The sequence below is a fragment of the Paenibacillus macquariensis genome (assembly GCF_900156375.1).
Lineage (GTDB): Bacteria > Bacillota > Bacilli > Paenibacillales > Paenibacillaceae > Paenibacillus_AQ > Paenibacillus_AQ macquariensis.
Genome location: NZ_FTNK01000018.1, coordinates 64,307 through 82,476 on the forward strand (window position 1 = coordinate 64,307; position 18,170 = coordinate 82,476).

Annotated in this window: 24 protein-coding genes; 17 read left to right on the forward strand and 7 right to left on the reverse strand. The window is 39.3% G+C overall.

The window, feature by feature from the left end:
- Positions 1 to 19: 19 nt before the first annotated feature.
- The 5 genes from BW961_RS23825 to BW961_RS23845 all read left to right on the forward strand — a co-directional run bounded on the left by BW961_RS23825 (position 20) and on the right by BW961_RS23845 (position 3,376).
- Entirely contained in the window at positions 20 to 454 is a 435-nt protein-coding gene (locus tag BW961_RS23825; RefSeq protein WP_068588308.1) for a GNAT family N-acetyltransferase, read from the forward strand.
- A gap of 15 nt (positions 455 to 469) precedes the next feature.
- On the forward strand, positions 470 to 1,030 hold the full coding sequence (locus tag BW961_RS23830) for a GNAT family N-acetyltransferase (protein WP_068588311.1): 561 nt from the start codon (positions 470 to 472) through the stop codon (positions 1,028 to 1,030).
- Between the two features lie 113 nt (positions 1,031 to 1,143).
- The gene (locus BW961_RS23835) at positions 1,144 to 1,932 is read left to right on the forward strand and encodes a class I SAM-dependent methyltransferase (protein ID WP_082867568.1); all 789 of its coding nucleotides are present in this window, start codon (positions 1,144 to 1,146) and stop codon (positions 1,930 to 1,932) included.
- Positions 1,933 to 2,113: 181 nt separating this feature from the next.
- Positions 2,114 to 2,494 carry a hypothetical protein gene (locus BW961_RS23840; protein WP_082867569.1) on the forward strand — a complete coding sequence of 127 codons (381 nt, stop codon included), beginning with the start codon at positions 2,114 to 2,116 and terminating at the stop codon, positions 2,492 to 2,494.
- Positions 2,495 to 2,608: 114 nt separating this feature from the next.
- Positions 2,609 to 3,376 (forward strand): class I SAM-dependent methyltransferase, encoded by a 768-nt coding sequence (locus BW961_RS23845; protein WP_170878605.1) that lies wholly within the window; start codon positions 2,609 to 2,611, stop codon positions 3,374 to 3,376.
- 101 nt (positions 3,377 to 3,477) lie between these two features.
- On the opposite strand, the gene BW961_RS23850 is transcribed toward BW961_RS23845, so the two are convergent.
- Both BW961_RS23850 and BW961_RS23855 read right to left on the reverse strand, forming a co-directional pair.
- Positions 3,478 to 4,137, reverse strand: coding sequence for an MBL fold metallo-hydrolase (locus BW961_RS23850; protein ID WP_068588322.1), 660 nt, complete (start codon positions 4,135 to 4,137; stop codon positions 3,478 to 3,480).
- A 1-nt stretch (position 4,138) separates the two neighbouring features.
- Positions 4,139 to 4,771 (reverse strand): TetR/AcrR family transcriptional regulator, encoded by a 633-nt coding sequence (locus BW961_RS23855; RefSeq protein WP_068588324.1) that lies wholly within the window; start codon positions 4,769 to 4,771, stop codon positions 4,139 to 4,141.
- 143 nt (positions 4,772 to 4,914) lie between these two features.
- Between BW961_RS23855 and BW961_RS30055 the strand changes: the two genes are divergently transcribed.
- The 3 genes from BW961_RS30055 to BW961_RS23865 all read left to right on the forward strand — a co-directional run bounded on the left by BW961_RS30055 (position 4,915) and on the right by BW961_RS23865 (position 6,457).
- A complete protein-coding gene (locus BW961_RS30055) occupies positions 4,915 to 5,073 on the forward strand; it encodes a hypothetical protein (RefSeq protein WP_212568139.1) in 159 nt (52 codons plus the stop codon).
- Positions 5,074 to 5,157: 84 nt separating this feature from the next.
- On the forward strand, positions 5,158 to 5,838 hold the full coding sequence (locus BW961_RS23860) for an SOS response-associated peptidase (RefSeq protein WP_068588327.1): 681 nt from the start codon (positions 5,158 to 5,160) through the stop codon (positions 5,836 to 5,838).
- A 1-nt stretch (position 5,839) separates the two neighbouring features.
- The gene (locus tag BW961_RS23865) at positions 5,840 to 6,457 is read left to right on the forward strand and encodes an NUDIX hydrolase (protein WP_068588330.1); all 618 of its coding nucleotides are present in this window, start codon (positions 5,840 to 5,842) and stop codon (positions 6,455 to 6,457) included.
- Positions 6,458 to 6,536: 79 nt separating this feature from the next.
- Here the strand turns inward: BW961_RS23865 and phnE (BW961_RS23870) are convergent, their stop codons facing one another.
- From phnE (BW961_RS23870) to BW961_RS23885, 4 genes are all read right to left on the reverse strand, one after another.
- Positions 6,537 to 7,313, reverse strand: a complete 777-nt coding sequence (gene phnE, locus BW961_RS23870) for a phosphonate ABC transporter, permease protein PhnE (protein WP_068588333.1) — start codon at positions 7,311 to 7,313, stop codon at positions 6,537 to 6,539.
- Positions 7,310 to 8,155, reverse strand: a complete 846-nt coding sequence (gene phnE, locus BW961_RS23875) for a phosphonate ABC transporter, permease protein PhnE (protein ID WP_082867570.1) — start codon at positions 8,153 to 8,155, stop codon at positions 7,310 to 7,312. The genes phnE (BW961_RS23870) and phnE (BW961_RS23875) overlap by 4 nt, the downstream gene beginning before the upstream one ends.
- Positions 8,152 to 8,946, reverse strand: coding sequence for a phosphonate ABC transporter ATP-binding protein (gene phnC, locus BW961_RS23880; protein WP_068588425.1), 795 nt, complete (start codon positions 8,944 to 8,946; stop codon positions 8,152 to 8,154). Before phnC ends, phnE (BW961_RS23875) begins: the two co-directional genes overlap by 4 nt.
- Before the next feature lie 135 nt (positions 8,947 to 9,081).
- On the reverse strand, positions 9,082 to 10,074 hold the full coding sequence (locus tag BW961_RS23885; protein ID WP_068588336.1) for a phosphate/phosphite/phosphonate ABC transporter substrate-binding protein: 993 nt from the start codon (positions 10,072 to 10,074) through the stop codon (positions 9,082 to 9,084).
- 250 nt (positions 10,075 to 10,324) lie between these two features.
- Here BW961_RS23885 and BW961_RS23890 point away from each other — a divergent pair, with 250 nt between their 5' ends.
- The 7 genes from BW961_RS23890 (at position 10,325) to BW961_RS23920 (ending at position 16,386) form a co-directional block, all read left to right on the forward strand.
- On the forward strand, positions 10,325 to 11,932 hold the full coding sequence (locus BW961_RS23890) for a bifunctional metallophosphatase/5'-nucleotidase (RefSeq protein ID WP_244556043.1): 1,608 nt from the start codon (positions 10,325 to 10,327) through the stop codon (positions 11,930 to 11,932).
- Positions 11,933 to 12,056: 124 nt separating this feature from the next.
- Positions 12,057 to 13,235 carry an MFS transporter gene (locus BW961_RS23895; RefSeq protein ID WP_244556044.1) on the forward strand — a complete coding sequence of 393 codons (1,179 nt, stop codon included), beginning with the start codon at positions 12,057 to 12,059 and terminating at the stop codon, positions 13,233 to 13,235.
- 142 nt (positions 13,236 to 13,377) lie between these two features.
- On the forward strand, positions 13,378 to 13,848 hold the full coding sequence (fur, locus tag BW961_RS23900; RefSeq protein WP_068588432.1) for a ferric iron uptake transcriptional regulator: 471 nt from the start codon (positions 13,378 to 13,380) through the stop codon (positions 13,846 to 13,848).
- A gap of 180 nt (positions 13,849 to 14,028) precedes the next feature.
- Entirely contained in the window at positions 14,029 to 14,295 is a 267-nt protein-coding gene (locus BW961_RS32125) for a stalk domain-containing protein (RefSeq protein ID WP_068588342.1), read from the forward strand.
- Positions 14,292 to 15,008 carry a stalk domain-containing protein gene (locus BW961_RS23910; protein WP_068588346.1) on the forward strand — a complete coding sequence of 239 codons (717 nt, stop codon included), beginning with the start codon at positions 14,292 to 14,294 and terminating at the stop codon, positions 15,006 to 15,008. The genes BW961_RS32125 and BW961_RS23910 overlap by 4 nt, the downstream gene beginning before the upstream one ends.
- A 55-nt stretch (positions 15,009 to 15,063) precedes the next feature.
- On the forward strand, positions 15,064 to 15,849 hold the full coding sequence (locus BW961_RS23915) for a VanW family protein (RefSeq protein ID WP_068588349.1): 786 nt from the start codon (positions 15,064 to 15,066) through the stop codon (positions 15,847 to 15,849).
- Positions 15,850 to 15,906: 57 nt separating this feature from the next.
- A complete protein-coding gene (locus tag BW961_RS23920) occupies positions 15,907 to 16,386 on the forward strand; it encodes a DinB family protein (RefSeq protein ID WP_068588352.1) in 480 nt (159 codons plus the stop codon).
- Positions 16,387 to 16,487: 101 nt separating this feature from the next.
- Here BW961_RS23920 and BW961_RS23925 read toward each other — a convergent pair whose 3' ends face one another.
- Entirely contained in the window at positions 16,488 to 16,865 is a 378-nt protein-coding gene (locus tag BW961_RS23925) for a hypothetical protein (RefSeq protein ID WP_068588356.1), read from the reverse strand.
- Between the two features lie 178 nt (positions 16,866 to 17,043).
- Here BW961_RS23925 and BW961_RS23930 point away from each other — a divergent pair, with 178 nt between their 5' ends.
- Together BW961_RS23930 and BW961_RS23935 are read left to right on the forward strand one after the other, a co-directional pair.
- On the forward strand, positions 17,044 to 17,490 hold the full coding sequence (locus BW961_RS23930) for a GNAT family N-acetyltransferase (protein ID WP_068588360.1): 447 nt from the start codon (positions 17,044 to 17,046) through the stop codon (positions 17,488 to 17,490).
- Between the two features lie 17 nt (positions 17,491 to 17,507).
- The gene (locus tag BW961_RS23935; RefSeq protein ID WP_068588361.1) at positions 17,508 to 18,170 is read left to right on the forward strand and encodes an HAD family hydrolase; all 663 of its coding nucleotides are present in this window, start codon (positions 17,508 to 17,510) and stop codon (positions 18,168 to 18,170) included.

Here is an 18,170-nt window from a genome sequence, read left to right on the forward strand (position 1 = left end):
AGAAAGAGGTTGATTATGCGTGATTAGTATAGATCCTATTGAACATGAAGATCTAGAGAAACTTAGTTTATTATATGAAGAACTAATTGGTAGTCCGTCTGATCTATTAAAGATGCAGGCACAATTTACTATCATGAAGAGTAACGCAGATTATCGTCTGACCGGAATAAAAGTTGATGGTGAATTAGCGGGATCGGTGATGGGGATTGTTTGCCAAGATCTCGTAGGAGACTGTAGACCTTTCATGGTCATTGAGAACGTGGTGATATCACATAAGTTTCGAGGCTTGGGTCTGGGAAGAAAGATCATGAACGAAATGGAGAATATCGCGAAGCATGCAGATTGCTATTACATTATATTCGTATCAAGCGCATATCGTAAGGATGCTCATAAATTTTATGAGTCGCTAGGATATAAGTTAGATGAGGTACAAGGTTTTAGGGAAATGATCTGATAAGGGGTGTTGGTCATGCAGGTAGAAATACTATTTAATGAAATGCCTGTGTTTGAAACCGAACGTCTTCTACTTCGAAAGTTAAGTTTAGATGATATACAAGAGTACTATGAATTCGCCTCTGATCCCATTGTATCTGCGAATACGTTATGGGACCGGCATGAATCGCTTGAAGATACGATCAATGATATGGCATATGTATTGAAGAATTTTGAGCTAAGACGGGCATATCGCTGGGGAATTGTGTATAAGCCTCTCAATAAATTAATAGGTAGAACTGGATTAATTAGTTGGGATGTACGACACCAAAGAGCAGAGATTGGCTTTGCTCTTTCGAGTCAATACTGGAATAAAGGGATCATGACAGAAGCGACAAGAGAGATCATTAGATATAGTTTTGAACAACTAGATGTGAATCGCATTGAAGGAAGATGCAATTATAATAATATAGGTTCGGCACGCGTCTTGGAGAATATCGGAATGAAATTTGAGGGCGTATTACGCCAACAGTTAAAGATAAAGGGAGATTTCATCGACCAAAAAATGTATGCTGTTCTAAAAAGCGATTATAATTAAATAATAAATTGAAGACATGTGTTGAACATGGTATGATTTCTTGACGTGTCCTTCTAGTGAGGGAAGGAAATCTTAATTATTGAATCCCAGCATAAGGGTATGGAGGAATGAAAGTGGAACCATTTCAACAAAATAAAAGTGCTTGGAATACGGGAGCATATCAAGCATGGGTTAATCGTTTTGGTACGCCGAATGAAGCAGCACTGAAAATCATAGAAGACCCTATAAAAAGAATCGGCAATGCGTATGAACATATGGACGGAGTCAACGGTAAAAAAATTATTAATCTACTAGGCTCAAATGGAAATAAAGCGGTAGCGTTAGCCTTACTAGGTGCGGATGTGGCGATAGCCGATTTCTCAGTTGAGAATGAAACCTACGCTCTAGAACTAGCTGATGCAGCTAAAGTGAAGGTGGATTATATCGTTTCTGATGTACTAAGCTTACCAATGGACAAGTTGTCTGGGGAATTTGATATTGTATTTATGGAGTTTGGAATTCTTCATTACTTTGAGGATTTGCATCCATTGTTCAATGTTGTGTCCGAGTTGCTTACTCAGGGCGGGCGATTAATCCTACAGGATTTCCATCCGATTTCAACCAAACTAATTTCATCCAAAGGCACTACAGCAAACATCAGAAAGCATAAAGTAACGGGTGATTATTTCGACACCTCTCTTGAGGAAAAGGAAATATCATTCTCCAAATTCACATCCTATGAGAACAAAGAACCAGATGTGCAAAAAGTGCGCTTAAGAAAGTGGACCATTGGAGAAATTGTGACTGCTGTCGCAAGCGAAGGGTTATTCATTAAGATCTTAGAAGAATTGCCTAACCTATCATCAGAAGTATTTGACAAGGGTATTCCTAAGACATTTACAATTGTTGCTGAGAAAATGTAATCAAAGGACTCGACGGATATTGAATATCATCGTTGACTAATAATTGATGCTACCGTGATTGTTACGGTAGCTTTTTTTGCTTTTCGCTAAGTATTGATTATGGACTGTCTGTTGATCAAAGTTATTAATTTATGAGTCTGCTTACATATGTGGTAAAATTATCAAAATGGAGGTGAGTGCATTGAGAAGACCTTTAGGTGTTTCATTGATTAGTTTTTTCTATTTTTTTGGTGCGATTCTATTACTTTTTACTTCTGTATTTTATGATGCTAATGCTGATGCAATCGGGATAGCAGAAAGATTTGGTGTACCAAATGCACCTGAACAGCTAGTAAGGATATTAGTCGCAGGTTTATCCCTTGTAATGGTCTATGGATATAGAAATCTTAAACAATGGGGATTTTGGTTAATGATTATATATTCCATACTTTTTGGAATGGTAAGTTTAACATTGGCGACAACATATACCGCACAACCATTCATAGGAAATATGATTTGGTCAATTATCGTTTTGACATATTCAATTTATGTGAAAGAGGCCTTTTTCCAACAAAATGCTTAGCAGTTATATAGATATTAACTATAAGCTCTATTTGTTTTATATATTTCATCAATAAGTGAATATATGTAATAATACCTTCAACATCAATAATGGAATTGAAGGAGGGTATAAAGTATGGGATCGATTCATGAATGGAAAGCAGAATTATACGATGATAAATTAGGATTCGTGTCACAATACGGAAGAGGAATTCTGGAGATTCTGAATGTGCAACAAGGAGAGAGAGTCCTGGATCTGGGATGTGGTACAGGGGATTTAAGTCATGAAATCGGAGAATTAGGTGCTTCCGTTATCGGGATGGATTTATCCGAAGAGATGATGGCGAGAGCGAGAAATAAGTACCCTGAAATTAACTTCGTCCGTGGGAATGCAGAGAGTTTCACCTTAAATGGACCTGTAAATGCTGTATTCTCGAATGCCGCACTCCATTGGGTTAAGAATGCAGAAGGTGTCATAGCAAGTGTCTGGAATGCTTTAGAGGATGGTGGCCGTTTTGTTGCGGAGTTTGGTGGCAAAGGTAACGTTGAGATGATTGTGAAATCGATAACTGACGTATTAGCGCAAGATTATGCTGTTGATGCGAATGAGCTCAACCCTTGGTATTTTCCGAGTATAGGTGAATATAGCCAATTGTTAGAACAACAAGGTTTTCGAGTAACCTATGCGGTCCATTTCGACCGTCCTACACAACTGGAAGATGGAGAGAATGGACTCATGCATTGGTTAAATGGGCTAGCAGCCGATGTGTTTTTCAAAGATTTCTCCGAGTTGGAAAAGAAAGATATATTCACAAAAATAACTAACAAGGCTAGAGCATCATTATTTAATGGGGAGTCTTGGATTGCTGACTATAAGAGATTACGAGTCGTTGCGCTCAAATAAGAATGTACGATAAAGTATTATTACAAAGCTACCATGATGTTATGGTAGCTTTTATATGTGCATAAGACTAGCTATGATCGTAATTAATGATCAGATCCCTATTATGACTTCAAATATGTATCTAACTGATTGGCAGGTTGGAGAACGGATGTACCATGACATACCTCAAGACGTAGCGGTTTCAATTGACTCACAATGGCACTGCTTCTGATGGCTTCTTCCATATCTCCGGTAAAGATGGCCATTGGCTTACGGAGTTTCCCCTTTTTAGCAGTGAAAAGATCTCCAACCAATAATACTTGATCCTGCTGATGATAATACGCGACATGACCTGGTGAGTGACCAGGTGTAAGATAAGGAGTTAATCCACCCATAGATTGAAGTTCACCGTGTTCGTTCTCGGGAAGTGGTTGGGTTCGTTGTTTAGCCACGCTAATGGCTGCCTTTTTTCTACGAGGGTAGGGCATTTCTCCTTCTATATAAGGGATCTCAATACGGTGTGCGAAAATGGGAACCTGAGTTACTTCTAGTATCTTTTCAATGGCACCGACATGATCTCCGTGACCATGAGTCAAGACAATTCTAGTTAGTGGACCTGCTTGCAGATTCTCAATAAATTGAAGAATACCTTTGGCCATGAAAGGCAATCCAGCATCTACCAAAGTTACGCCATCCTCTTCCACAACAACGCACACATGAATCGGAATGACGATCCATATTTTCAAACTCCAAATGTGTTCTGAGATCTGTGTGATTTTCATATTAGTTCGCTCCCTTTAATCGTTCTTTAAATCCTATCAATAACACCTCAATAGATTCTTCGAAAGTGGGTAACAGTCTTTCGATCATGCTTTCAAGTGATTCGTCAGAACGAGTGTAAAGACTTACGATGCCATGCAATGTGTAAAAATAGATGCGAGTGTACATTAAGAGAAGTTCGTCGTTTCCCTTAATGACAAGACAATGTTGAAGTGATTGCTCCAGCAGTTTAAACAATGATATCCGCATGGTGTTGATTTCATTATCTGATACCTCAATATCCACACGTGATGCCTGTTCTCCTATGAAAGTCGCATAAATGTTCCGATGAAGCAGGCAAAATTGAATGAAATCAAGACTAATCATTTTAAGCTTTTCCTCTGGGGATAGATCAAGTTGTAAAGAAATATGCTCCATCTGTGTTTTTATTTCTTCAAGAGGAGGCATAGAGAGCTGATGTAGAAGGGCTTCCTTATCCTTGAAATAGATGTAAATGGTCGTGTGTGAACAACCGGCCACCTTGGCTATTTCTCGCATCGTAACTGAAGCGAATCCTTTTGTATTAAACAATTGTGCAGCAGCAGATAGTATCTCTTTCTTAGTCGCTTGTGAACGAATTTCCTGTTTAGTTAACATTCTTGAGTAGCACTCCTTTTGATAATAAGAAAATTATAACCACTGGTTAGTAACCGTTGGTTATATAATAACTCGTTGATACATTATTTATCAATATGTTTTATTGATGTAGGTTTGGATTCATAAAAAGGGAAAGCATTCTAATGCGCGAATACATAAACATGGAACAAATAGAGTTATTGGCAACGGTAGATGATGAGTGGCTCAATCATAGGGATGAGGATTTCTGGTATAACAAGCCTGCTAACAACTATTTCAAGTGGTATCACGTATTTGAAGTCGAGGTCAATCATCGAGGATAGATGCGACTAATTAGAAAGAGATTGTAGATAGAACATCTAAAGGGACAAATATGGCGAGATAATTATTATTGGGGGGTGTTGAATATGTGTGGACGTTATACAATAACAGTCTCTATGGAAGAGTTGTTGATTAGGTATCTGACGAGTGATTCTCCAATGATCCAGTACGCCCCGAAATATAATGTGGCACCCATGCAAATGATACCTGCTGTCATACATAATGGGTTAGAGAATCGTGTTGGGGAACTTCGCTGGGGCCTTGTTCCATCTTGGGCTAAGGATCAGAAAATAGGCAGCAATATGATTAATGCGAGAGCTGAAACACTACTAGAGAAAGCTTCGTTCAAACGGCTTGTAAGTAACCGGCGATGTATCATCCCTGCTGATGGATTTTATGAATGGAGGAAGCAAGAAGGAAGTAAACAGCCTATGCGAATTGTTATGCGAGACGGCGATATTTTCTCAATGGCTGGTTTATATGACATTTGGATCGACCCTAGCGGAAAGAAGCTGAGTACTTGTACGATCATCACCACAACACCTAATAGCCTAATGGCTGATATACATGACCGCATGCCCGTTATTCTGCATCGTGAAGATGAATCAGACTGGCTGAACCGAGATCATCATGATGAATCAACACTATTGAAGTTGCTTCGTCCATTTGAATCTAGTAAGATGCACGCCTATCGTGTATCACATTCGGTAGGGAACGTAAGAAATGATTTGAAGGAATTAATCGAAGAAATCAAGGAGAGTGTTTGAAATGAACCTTAAATGGTTGGAATGGGCAAAACAAATCCAAGCCATAAGTCAAACGGGACTTGCTTATTCAAAGGATGTCTATGATCTTGAACGCTTTGAACAGTTAAGAGATCTTAGCATTACGATATGTAACGAATATACAGATGTGGAGATTGAGAAGATCAGAACTCTATTTGCAAGTGATAGTGGATATGCAACACCAAAGGTGGATGTACGTGGGGTTGTTTTTCAGAATGATGAAATTTTACTTGTAAAGGAACGTCTAGATGGAGCATGGTCTTTACCTGGGGGATGGGCAGATATAGGGCTTTCACCACGGGAGGTCGTAGAGAAAGAAATAAAAGAAGAATCTGGGTTTGATGTCAGATCAATTAGATTACTTGGTATACTGGATACGAAATTTCACGATCATCCACCGTCTGCCCAACATGTTTATAAAATATATATTTTGTGTGAAATAACTGGTGGAGAGGCCGCGGAAAGCGTGGAAACTTCTGATGTGAGATTCTTTAAAGAGAATCAATTACCTGAGCTTTCGCAAGAAAGAGTTACAGAGAAGCAAGTTAAAGAAATGTTTAAATTTCTGAGAGAACCAGAGAAAGAAATTTTGTTAGATTAGATTTCTAATAGAGAATTTAAAGCGGCGCGCTCAGATGAACTTATCTGATAGCGCCGTTCTATTGATTAATATATAACGGCTATATAATCTTTCTGCGTAAGCGACTGGATATAAAGTCTGTAATAACAACAAGAAGTACAATGCCGAGTAGAATTACACCAACGCGGTTCCAATTACGAACTTGAAGGGCGAAGATTAATGGCGTCCCAATACCGCCTGCCCCAACCAGACCGAGTGTTGTGGCAGATCTAATATTAATCTCAAAACGATATAAGGTGTATGACAGGATTTGAGGAATGACCTGTGGTATTACGGCAAAACGGATTATTTGTAATTTATTAGCACCGCAAGCGATAAGAGCTTCTTGTGGTCCTGGGTCAACACCTTCTATCGTTTCAGAGAATAATTTGGCTAACATACCAATAGAATGTACACCCAGAGCGAGAACGCCTGCGAAAGATCCAGGTCCAACAGCTTTAATAAATAGAATAGCGACAATCATTTCAGGAAACACCCGGATCACACTTAATGTGAACTTACCCACGCCTGGGAAGACGCGTAGCCGACTCATATTCGCTGCAGCCCAAAAGGCAAATGGTATACATAGAATAGCTGAGACAAACGTACCTAGAATTGAAATAACTAAGGTTTCTAGTAGTTCACGTAGTAAGTCTTCTCCTTCAGGCAGATAAACATATGCCCAATCAGGATGCATGAAGCCTTTTAAGATGGATAAAGAGACGACCTTAGATGTAGATTGAAACCCTTGGTAATCTAATCCCAACATGGACCAAATAAATATGACAAGAATAAATAGTGCGATCATCCATTTTCGTAAGTGATGTACACGACTCATAATAGCTTCCTCCGTATACGAGTACTTGCATTATCGATAATTAGGACGACAGCAAGTGTTAATATAATGATCGTTGCAGCCCGATCGTATCGGAATAGTCCAAGTGATTGATTAAGTAGTAGCCCAATGCCACCCGCACCGACGAACCCAAGCACGGTAGCAGCGCGGATATTAATCTCGAAAGTATAGAGTAGATAGGAGATAAAGGCTGGTAGTGCTTGTGGGATTACGCCAAATACAATGAGTTGAATACGAGTAGCACCTACTGCCGTCATCGCTTCCAGTGGACCGGGGTCGATCGCTTCCACTGTCTCGTATGTTAATTTGGCAATGATCCCGAACGAAAAGAATAGCAGAGCCAACATCCCAGCAAACGGACCAATGCCAAATACGGCGACGAAGACGGCTGCAAATAGTAGATCCGGAACGGTTCTTACAAGATTTAATAGGGTTCGAATAGGGAGCGATACACTTTTAAAAGGCGTAATATTATTCGCAGAGAAAAGGGCAGCAGGAATAGCCGGAATGGCACCTAATATTGTACCTGCAACGGCAATTTTTATCGTTTGTAGGGTAGGAGCCCAAATGGTTGGAAGATAGCTCCAATCAGGTGGGAACATTTCTTTAAGTAGAACACCCATTTCTGGTAATCCGACAAACAGCTGATAAGGGGTAACATCGATGTATAGGGAGCAAACGACGAGGATGACAATGAACAACATCCATGTCGCGATACGCTTGCCTCGTCTAGGTTTATCCAGTGCATTGGAGATTGAATCGTTTGGAGATGATGGTATCGATGGGGTAGATGTAGGGTTGGTTGACTTGATGTCTAATCTCATGTTACACCTACGACTTGCATTTCCCTTGATGTATCCAAGAACTCGTCTGCCTTCACTGGGCGTCCATAGATTTCAGCAAGTATCTCATCGGTCGCTTCACCTACACTTCCATCGAATACGATTTCTCCGGCACGAAGTCCGATAATTCGCGTAGCATAATCACGTGCCAAATCAATAAAGTGAAGATTCACAATAGTCGTAATATTTAATTCTCGATTTATTCGTTGTAGATCATCCATGACCTGCCGTGTCGTTAGGGGATCTAATGAAGCAACGGGTTCATCTGCCAATATAATGGTGGCCTCCTGTGCTAATGCACGAGCGATAGATACACGTTGTTGTTGTCCACCAGATAGTTGATCTGCACGAATATAAGCCTTTTCTCGAATATTTACTCTTTCAAGTGCAGTTAGAGCAATCTCAACATCTCTTTTGGGAAAAGAACCGAGCAAAGTTCTTAAGGTGGAATGGTACCCTACACGTCCAGATAGAACATTGTTGAGTACGGTGGTACGTTTAATTAAATTAAAGCTTTGAAAAATCATACCAATATTACGTCTTATAGCACGTAACCTGCTGCCGGATGCAGAGGTAATGGATTGACCATGTATCTGAATATCACCTGATGTGACATCAATTAGTCGATTAATTGAACGCAGTAACGTCGATTTACCCGCACCTGATAATCCTACGATCACAACAAATTCACCTGTCTGTATCTTTAAGTTAATGTCCTTTAATCCAATGGTTCCATTGGGGAATGTCTTAGAGACTTGCCGTAATTCAATCATCATTAACCCTTCCTTCTTGAAGAAATATTATCCTATACATAAAAGCACACAGCGCCGCCACGTTACTACAACGTGAGCGGCGTGAATGAGTTAACTCCTACACTAGTGAGGATTTATTTGACGTATACTTAATGATTACTTGATTTTCTGACCTACGGCCTCTGCATATTCACGAACCGGAGCAAAGTTAGCATCATCCCCAGCTACATAACCTACATGTGTGTAAATATCCTTTACGATTTGAGCTCCTTCTGGATCTTCAGTAATCGCGATAAAGGCATGAGCGATCTTATCGCGCCATTCTTGATTCATGTCGGAACGAACACTGATCGTATCGTTCGGGATCGGAGCAGTGAAGTGAAGTACACGAGTCTGTTCGAATACGTCTGGAACGTCTTTTACCACAACATTACGAGCATCTTGGAAATTGGCAACAGCATCAACTTGACCGTTGAGCAATGCCATAATGGCAGCGTCATGCCCTTTAATGGTTACACCTTGTACATCCGTCTCAGGATCAACGCCAGCTTTTTTTAGTTCAGCTGCTGGAAATACATAACCTGCGGATGAAGTAACGTCTTGCCATCCGATCTTTTTGCCTTTTAAATCTGCAAGTGTTTTAATATCGGAATCTTTTTTAACAAGAATCATAGATTTGTAGAAATTCACTTTCTCTTCCGTAGGTTGTCCAGTCTCGTCATTCACACCGAAACGTTGGGCTTGAAGAAGTAAATCAGCTGCCTTTCTCAAATCATGAGCAAGTACGTAGGCATTGGGAGGAAGAAAACCAATATCAACTTGTTTGGAAGACATCGCTTCAACAATCGTATTGTAATCTGGAGAAACGCTCACATGAACGGGGATTTTGAGTTGATCTCCTAGGAGTTTCTCGAGAGGTTTGGTCTTGGCTTCAAGTGTTTCTGCATTTTGAGATGGAACAAATTGAACTTCTAATTCTTTCGGGATGTATCCAGTCTCAGCAGGTTTTGCGGCAACTTCCGTTGTTGGTTTGGTGGTATTCGCATCGGGTGCTGCTGCATTCTTAGTCGTAGCGTTATTACTACCACATGCCGTTAGGCTAACCCCTAGTAGTAGAGTCATACATAGTGCGGATGTTTTTTTAAACAAAATCAATTCCCCCTAATGATCTGAATTTTTTTAGGACTCTTAACAAGATTTATCCTATCAGAATATGTAAAACTAAGGATCAAATTGGATGTTAGGTTTTGTGAAATAGATGTAAAAAATAAAGAGGGTTTATCTTATGTTGATGAAGTAGGAAGTGTTTAATATGTTGATTACAAATCATAATCTTTCTACATACAATCGTTGACTATACTATCAACGTGTCGAATGTATAAAGGGGGATGTAATCTAAATGCAAGAACAGATGAGCGAAATGAAGATCATCATATTAGAGACAAGTGACATCCATGGTTACATCGTTCCCTATTCTTATGAAGATGGGCGTTCTGTGGATCATGGTCTATCTATCATATCTACTTTAATTGCTGAACAACGTAAAGATGGGGGAGAGATTCTATTAATAGATAATGGTGATTGCCTACAGGGGTCTCCGCTAGCTTATCATCAGGCAAAAGTGGATCGATCTCATCCTAATGTGGTCATAGAATGCATGAACGCTATTCGTTATGATGCTGCTGTACCTGGCAATCATGAGTTTAATTTCGGGAGAAACTATCTAGAAGAGGAAGTTGCTGCATCAAATTTCCCTTGGTTATCTGCGAATGTAATATCAGAAACAACAGGGGAGCCGTTATTTGGAACGCCCTATCGTATTTGGGAATGGGAGAATGGGCTTCGCCTTGCTGTATTAGGTCTGACAACCTCCTATGTTCCGAACTGGGAACAAGAAGATCATATTCGGGGTATAAAGTTCATCGATCCTGTAGATGCAGCTAAACGCTGGATTCCGTATTTACGAGATCAGGAGAGGGCAGATATAGTCATCGTATCTTATCATGGAGGGTTAGAGAGGGATCTATTGACCGGAGAAGCCACTGAAACATTAACAGGCGAGAATCAGGGGTATGCACTTTGTCATGAAGTGCCCGGGATTGATGTGCTATTAACAGGTCATCAGCATAGAGGTATTGCAGGTGAAACCGTGAATGGTGTTTGTGTGGTTCAGCCTGGTAGTGAAGGAAGCTACTTAGGCAAGGTAACGCTACATATGAAGCGGATTAATGATCAGTGGTTGGTTGTGGATAAGCAATCTGAACTTTTATCTTCGAAGAACACGAAGTCGGATCAGCCCATATTAGAGTTGGCTGAGCCCGCCGAGAATGCTGTGGCAGAGTGGTTGAATCAATCTATTGGATCTGTTGTTGGTGAAGATATGCGTATTTCAAATCCACTACAGACTAGACTGACGGATCATCCATTTATGGAGTGGATCAACACCGTACAAATGGCGTTAAGTGGGGTTATGATTTCTTGTGCGGCCATATTTGATAATCATTCACCTGGATTTGGTCGTAATATCACGATGAGAGATATTATAATTAATTATAAATACCCCAATACGTTAACGGTGTTGCGGGTTAGTGGACAAGATATAAAGGATGCACTTGAACGATCAGCTCAATATTTTCAGCTAAATGATTTGGGGGAGATTGAAGTGAGCGAGGATTTTTTACTGCCAAAACCGCAGCACTTCAATTACGATATGTGGGAAGGTATTGAATATATTATGGACGTATCGAGAGTCCGTGGTGATCGAATTGTACGATTAGAATGTGAAGGTAATCCGATATTACTATGCCGCGAATATGATGTAGTCATGAATAATTACCGCGCTAGTGGGGGTGGAGAGTACCCTATGTTCAAGGGGAAGAAGGTCATCAAGGAAATACGGGTAGATATGGTGGAATTGCTGGCAGATTATATAAGGTGTAGAGGTGTAATCACGGCTACGTTGAATAACAACTGGCGTGTCATTACGAGTTCTAATGAATTAGAATAGTAGTTGAAATGGCTATCAATATATCTAGGTAAAGGGTTCTCATCACTTCTGAGAAATCCTTTATCTTTTTTTGGTATCTGTGCATATCCTAGTGCGGAGAAGCCAAACCAAGGTGGGATGATTGATGAGAACAAATGGGCTGAATAACAATGTAATGCTCATGGTTATGATTTGTTTCTTTACAAATATGGGAGGGTATATGATCATACCCTTGTTCCCATTATTTATAGAGCAAATGAAATTTTCGGTGTTTGCGATGAGTGTTATTTTTGCGATATTTTATGTGGGCAAAGTATGTGGAGGTGTACCTACGGGATATTTGCTGAAAAAATGGGGTGGCAAGTCCGTAGGTGTCAGTCTATTAGCTCTGCAGGTTATCAGTATGATTGGATTTGCATTGACAACAAATTATTTGTTCCTATGTGGATTGCGGTTTATTCAAGGAGCCATTGCAACAGGATTGACTGTATTTGTTAGAAGTACTATAAATGAATGGAGTACGGAAGACAATCGCGGAACTTTCAATGGTTATATTAGTAGCAGTGATGGCGCAGGTATGGTTCTAGGACCGGTTATTAGTGGCTGGATGTCTATATATTTAGCCTTGAATGTTCCTTTTTACTTCGTTGCCCTCTGTTCGGGAATAGCATTAGTTGCGTTAATACAAATAAAAGACAAATATTTTGAGCAGCGTTCTGAAGAGATCGTTGTAAAGGAGAAGCGTAGAAATATCAACGTTAATCACAAATTAGCTTTTTATTCGACAGTTCATTTCTTGGAAATGAGCGCTTTTGCTGTTTTCCTTACTTATTTTGCTTTGTATGCTACTCATATTATGGGCTGGAGCTCATTTAGTACGAGTGCCGCCTTTACGGTGGTGGGTGTATCTACGTTTATTTCAGCACCATTTGTGGGGATGATATCAGATCGATTAAAGGATAGATTAATGATTTGTATGATTGGATTGTCTCTGATTGCAGTAGAGGTTATTCTATTCTTAGCATTTGATCAACATTGGATCGTTTACATGGGTATGTTGATTGGTGGAATTGGAGGGGCATGTTATCTGGATTCTTTCTTTGCTCATATTGCGGATACTGTTCGTCAAGAGCAACGAAGTTCATTTATAGGGAATGTGATTTCCTTCTCTGAGCTTGGTGCTATTGTATCTCCCGTTATTGCAGGAATGTTGGTATCGTCTTTTTCATTGTATGTTGCCTTCTATTTTAATTTAGCTATTTTGCTTGCTGCGATCCTTATTCAACTTGTGATGAGGTATAGGCTAAAGAATCCGGAGTATTGAATGATCGAATGTATAGATCTTACAGCTATTTTCGACTTGAACTTATTCATAAATTAAGTTATTATTTAATGATAATAATTATAAATAAGAAAATAAAAAAACACAGGTTACAAAGAGAATAGAAGGAGGCGTTAATGAAATGATGGATGCACGTATTGATGAGATCAGAAAGCAATTGACGGCCAAAGGATTTAAGCTTACTGCTCAACGGGAAGAAACGGTCAAGGTATTGCTTGAGAATGAAGATAATCATTTAACGACTGAAGAAATTTATATGATTGTTAAAAATAGAGTTGCAGAAATTGGGATTGCTACCGTCTACAGGACATTAGAATTATTAAAAGAGCTACATGTCATTGAAAAAGTTAATTTTGGTGATGGGGTGTATCGATTTGATCTACGAAGAAAGAATCAAGCTCATTTCCATCATCATTTAATCTGTACGGAATGTGGGGCGGTGCAGGAAATTTTGGAGGATTGGTTACTTCCTTTAGAGAATCGAGTTCTGCTCGAATTTGGATTTACTGTGGAGGACCATCGACTTGATTTCCAGGGGGTATGTCATTCCTGTAAAGCAAAACATACCAGTGAGGAATGTAAAGCTGTCTCCTAACAATTTAACATAGTGCTAGACGAACAATGAGCCCGGAGTTTATTCTGTGGCTCTCTTTTGTATATGTATTTATTCAAAAAGCCATCTGTTGATCACGCAGGATATACAGTTAAAGTGACAAAATATTAACTCATATCACACTATAAATAGCGTAATATGGTGTTAAGGAGGAGATTATCAATGGAACAATATAGTCATCTTCGCCAATGCTTAAGAAATGTAGCATCACTAGGCTTATTATTGCTGGTTAGTATGGGTTCAGCTACTTCAGTAGTCCATGCGGATACGACCAGCCAACCTTTTCAAATTACAGTAGATGGTGCATGGATTCAGGGAGAAGGAACGTCCTTTCAACGTAATGGGACCATAATGATACCTATTCGAGTCGTAGCTGAAGCTATCGGGGCTACTGTAAGCTGGATCCTAAAGAGCAAAAGATTATTGTGAACAAGGGACAACGCAATGTACAATTTCTAGTTGGAAGTAAACAAGCACTGATAAATAATAATGAAGAAGAAATGCCAAAGGGACCTGAGATTAGAGAAGGAAAAGTATTCATACCACTTCGAATCGCCATAGAAAGTATGGGGGCAACCATCCGATGGGATGCACCTAATCATACCGCTGCGATTGAGTCATTCCTTTCGCCAACAGATGCTAAAGAGCAAATTGCGTCAATCGCTGATAAGACAATTCTGGCTATTAAGAATAAGGATTTCACAAAGCTCTCTAAGATGTCGAGTCGAGAACAAGGAATTCTATTCGCACCTTATAGTTATATTGATCAGAAGCGAAACATCGTAATACCTCATGAGAAGATTGCCGAAGGATTCGATAACACGAAGACCTATTTATGGGGAACAGAAGATGGGACTGGAGATCCTATTTCTATGACATTTGAATCTTACTACAAACGATTCGTATATAGTAAAGACTTTGCAAGTGCTCCTAAGGTTGGGTACAATCAGACGTTAGGATTAGGAAATTCACTTAACAACGTGCGTATGATTTATCCGGAAAGTATCGTTGTTGAATACTATTTCAATGGATTTGATCCAGTGTATGATGGAATGGATTGGAAGAGCTTACGTCTTGTGTTTGAGAAGGAAGCTGACACTTGGGTCTTAGTCGCTATTCTTCATAATCAATGGACTGTATAATAGGTACCCGTAAAGGAATGGAAATTAGAATTATTATGTACTAGGTGGGATGAATGTGATCAAAACGATTTTAATCCGAATACCGTTCATTTACAAAATAAGAGTTAGTCAGCTGAGGACAAAAAGAAGATTTAACAACGTGTTTGTGAAATTTGCAAGACATCAATCGAGCGCTGATTTACCCTATTCATTGAAACGGCATCAATCTCTTCTTAGAAGGAAACTAGGAACCTCTGATCCTCAACTTCAAGAAAATAAAGTAACCAACTTGAGTATAGCGTTAAAGAAAATTAATAAGATTGAAATTAACCCAGGAGAGACCTTTTCTTTCTGGGATTTGGTAGGGAAGCCTACTATGAGAAAGGGATATATTGAAGGAATGCAATTATCGCAGGGCGAAGTGAAGACTGGCGTTGGTGGTGGGTTATGTCAATTAGCGAACTTATTGTTTTGGTTAGCTATACATACGCCAATGAAAATTACAGAACGGCATCATCATAGTTTTGATCCATTTCCAGATGAGCAACGCGTACTTCCATTTGGGAGTGGGGCAAGTGTATTCTTTAATTATGTTGATCTTCGGTTTCATAATCCTACATCACAGAAGTTCCAACTTAACGTATGGTTAACGGATACTCATTTAAAAGGTTCTATCCTAAGTGATCATGAATGGCCATATTCCTATCATATTGAAGAAAGAAATCATCAATTTCATTGTAGCAAGAATAAGAATTATAGAGAAAATGAAATATGGAGAAAGGAAGTAGATAAGAGAACAGGATTAACAAGGAACGCTGAACTTATTGTACATAACTTTTCAGAAGTGAAATACAGCATATGAGTCGAGATGCATTTCAGATACATTCATTCCGAGGACAATAAATTTAGGAGGTTGGATATGTCGGACGTCATTGAAAGTAAAGACCAATTATTAGAACAATTTAGCGAGTGGATAAGTTGTGTAAAGAAACTTAATGAGTATGATGAAGAGGTGTGGAATGAAGAAATAGCAAAGGGCAAATGGTCACTACGTGAAATCGTTAGCCACATGATGTTATGGGATAAGTATTTCTTCGAAGCAGCCATTGAGAAGATTTATAAGGAAGAGACACTGACGATAACACATCAGGATTTCGATGAATTTAACGACAACGCAAAGGAATATGGGAAGAGAACGAGCATCGAGGAATTAGGTGCACAATCCATCGACATTAGAGAACAGATCATTCGGCATATTCGTAAGTTATCTGAAGAGGCCTATCTCGCAAGTTATATGGATAGTGGAGAACCATTTCATATTCCACAATATCTACAAGATTTCGTATGGCATGATCAGCATCATATAAGCCAATTGAATGACTTTATTGCACGCCATTAAGAATAATGGGTTACATAACATCATCTATCACACAAAAGGAGGCTACTATTCTGTTAAATTTCACAGAATAGCAGCCTCTTTAATCATGGTGAATCAAATGATTAGATTGTTCTATATCCGCGTGGTAATATGCCAGTTCTGCGAATTTCTCGAACTTGTGCGAAGGTTAATCTTTGATTAGATGAGATTAAGGATTCTACATCACGTCCAGCAAGTAAATCATCTAAATCACGGATGCTACGGTTCCCACGAAGGACGCGGAATTCGCCACGAAATCTTGTGCGTGAGAATAATACTAACGTTGCATTCGGATTTGTAGAGAAGAATCTAAGACTATCCACTCCACCTAGAAGATTTTCCAGATTTCGAATACCTAAATTGCCTCTGAGAGTTCTGCGTAATCCACGGAAATTCTCTTCAGAATAGACGGTAAGGCGTGGGTAGACGACTTGCGCAACTACTTTTTTTGAATCAACCATTTATATCAACCTCCTTTCTCCAAACAATATATGTTGAGAGAGTAGGAAGTGATTGGATAAAGATACAAATAAACAGCACAAAATTCAATGGTCTCTCAGAGGATGCATTAGTATAATGAATTCAAATGGAAATAGATTCTCGGTATGATATATTATGGGTATGAAGGGGCGTGAAGGTATGAATACGATTCAAGCTACGACAGAACATTTGGAAGAAGTTACATTATTATTTGATCAATATCGAATTTTTTATGGGCAAGCCACAGACATAGTGAATGCGCGTATCTTTATTTCTGATAAATTGGAACACAATGAATCGGTTATTTTGTTAGCCAGAGAAAGAGAGGAAGGTAAGGCGGTAGGTTTTGCACAAATGTACCCCTCATTCTCGTCGATCTCGATGAAGAAAATGTGGATTCTTAACGACTTGTTTGTCATTGAGAAATACAGAAGACAGGGTATCGCCCAGTCACTATTAGATGAGGCAACGAATGTTGCACGTACAACGAAGGCTAAGGGAATTGAGCTAGCTACCGCATCAGATAATATACAAGCACAAAGATTATATGAGCAGAATGGTTATGTACAAGATGAAGTGTATTATCATTATTTTCTGGAAGTATAGACGGAAAGGTGCTGAGATTGGAATTTAAAAATATACTATTTGATTTAGATGGTACGCTAACAGATCCTAAGATGGGTATTACACAAGCCGTACAATATGCTTTGACCAGATTTGACATTTTCGAAGATAATTTAGACAATCTTGAACCTTTCATAGGCCCTCCTTTAGCTATTTCTTTTGCAGAGGTTTATGGATTCTCAGAATCGGATTGTAAGAAAGCCGTTGGATATTACAGAGAATACTTCTCCGATCGAGGTTTGTATGAGAATGAGGTGTATGCAGGTATTCCTGAATTGCTACAGTCATTAATTAATCAGGGTAGGACATTAATTGTAGCTACATCGAAGCCAACAGTGTTCGCAGATAAGATTATTCAGCACTTCGGAATGACCTCGTATTTCAAACAAATCTATGGTAGTAATCTAGACGGTACGCGGTCAGATAAAGGCGAGATCATTCAAGCTGCTATTGAAGAGAATAACTTAGACAAGTCGCAAACGGTTATGATCGGCGATCGTAAGCACGACATTATTGGGGCTCATAAGAGCGGCATTTCATCCATAGCTGTTGAATATGGATATGGAAGTCAAGAGGAACTGACGGAGAGTAAACCAACATATATTGTTAAGACGGTAGAAGAATTAAAGTATCATTTCTGCGAAGAAGTAAGGATGAAATAA

Bases quoted from the DNA above. Each gene is read 5' to 3' on its own strand.
- BW961_RS23920 (WP_068588352.1), top strand. From the start codon at position 15,907: ATGTCGGACGTCATTGAAAGTAAAGACCAATTATTAGAACAATTTAGC.
- BW961_RS23850 (WP_068588322.1), bottom strand. From the start codon at position 4,137: ATGAAAATCACACAGATCTCAGAACACATTTGGAGTTTGAAAATATGG.
- BW961_RS23895 (WP_244556044.1), top strand. From the start codon at position 12,057: ATGAGAACAAATGGGCTGAATAACAATGTAATGCTCATGGTTATGATT.
- BW961_RS23890 (WP_244556043.1), top strand. From the start codon at position 10,325: ATGCAAGAACAGATGAGCGAAATGAAGATCATCATATTAGAGACAAGT.
- phnC (WP_068588425.1), bottom strand. From the start codon at position 8,946: ATGATTGAATTACGGCAAGTCTCTAAGACATTCCCCAATGGAACCATT.
- BW961_RS23855 (WP_068588324.1), bottom strand. From the start codon at position 4,771: ATGTTAACTAAACAGGAAATTCGTTCACAAGCGACTAAGAAAGAGATA.
- BW961_RS30055 (WP_212568139.1), top strand. From the start codon at position 4,915: ATGCGCGAATACATAAACATGGAACAAATAGAGTTATTGGCAACGGTA.
- BW961_RS23930 (WP_068588360.1), top strand. From the start codon at position 17,044: ATGAATACGATTCAAGCTACGACAGAACATTTGGAAGAAGTTACATTA.
- BW961_RS23925 (WP_068588356.1), bottom strand. From the start codon at position 16,865: ATGGTTGATTCAAAAAAAGTAGTTGCGCAAGTCGTCTACCCACGCCTT.
- BW961_RS23860 (WP_068588327.1), top strand. From the start codon at position 5,158: ATGTGTGGACGTTATACAATAACAGTCTCTATGGAAGAGTTGTTGATT.
- phnE (WP_082867570.1), bottom strand. From the start codon at position 8,155: ATGAGATTAGACATCAAGTCAACCAACCCTACATCTACCCCATCGATA.
- BW961_RS23845 (WP_170878605.1), top strand. From the start codon at position 2,609: ATGGGATCGATTCATGAATGGAAAGCAGAATTATACGATGATAAATTA.
- BW961_RS23830 (WP_068588311.1), top strand. From the start codon at position 470: ATGCAGGTAGAAATACTATTTAATGAAATGCCTGTGTTTGAAACCGAA.
- fur (WP_068588432.1), top strand. From the start codon at position 13,378: ATGGATGCACGTATTGATGAGATCAGAAAGCAATTGACGGCCAAAGGA.
- phnE (WP_068588333.1), bottom strand. From the start codon at position 7,313: ATGAGTCGTGTACATCACTTACGAAAATGGATGATCGCACTATTTATT.
- BW961_RS32125 (WP_068588342.1), top strand. From the start codon at position 14,029: ATGGAACAATATAGTCATCTTCGCCAATGCTTAAGAAATGTAGCATCA.
- BW961_RS23865 (WP_068588330.1), top strand. From the start codon at position 5,840: ATGAACCTTAAATGGTTGGAATGGGCAAAACAAATCCAAGCCATAAGT.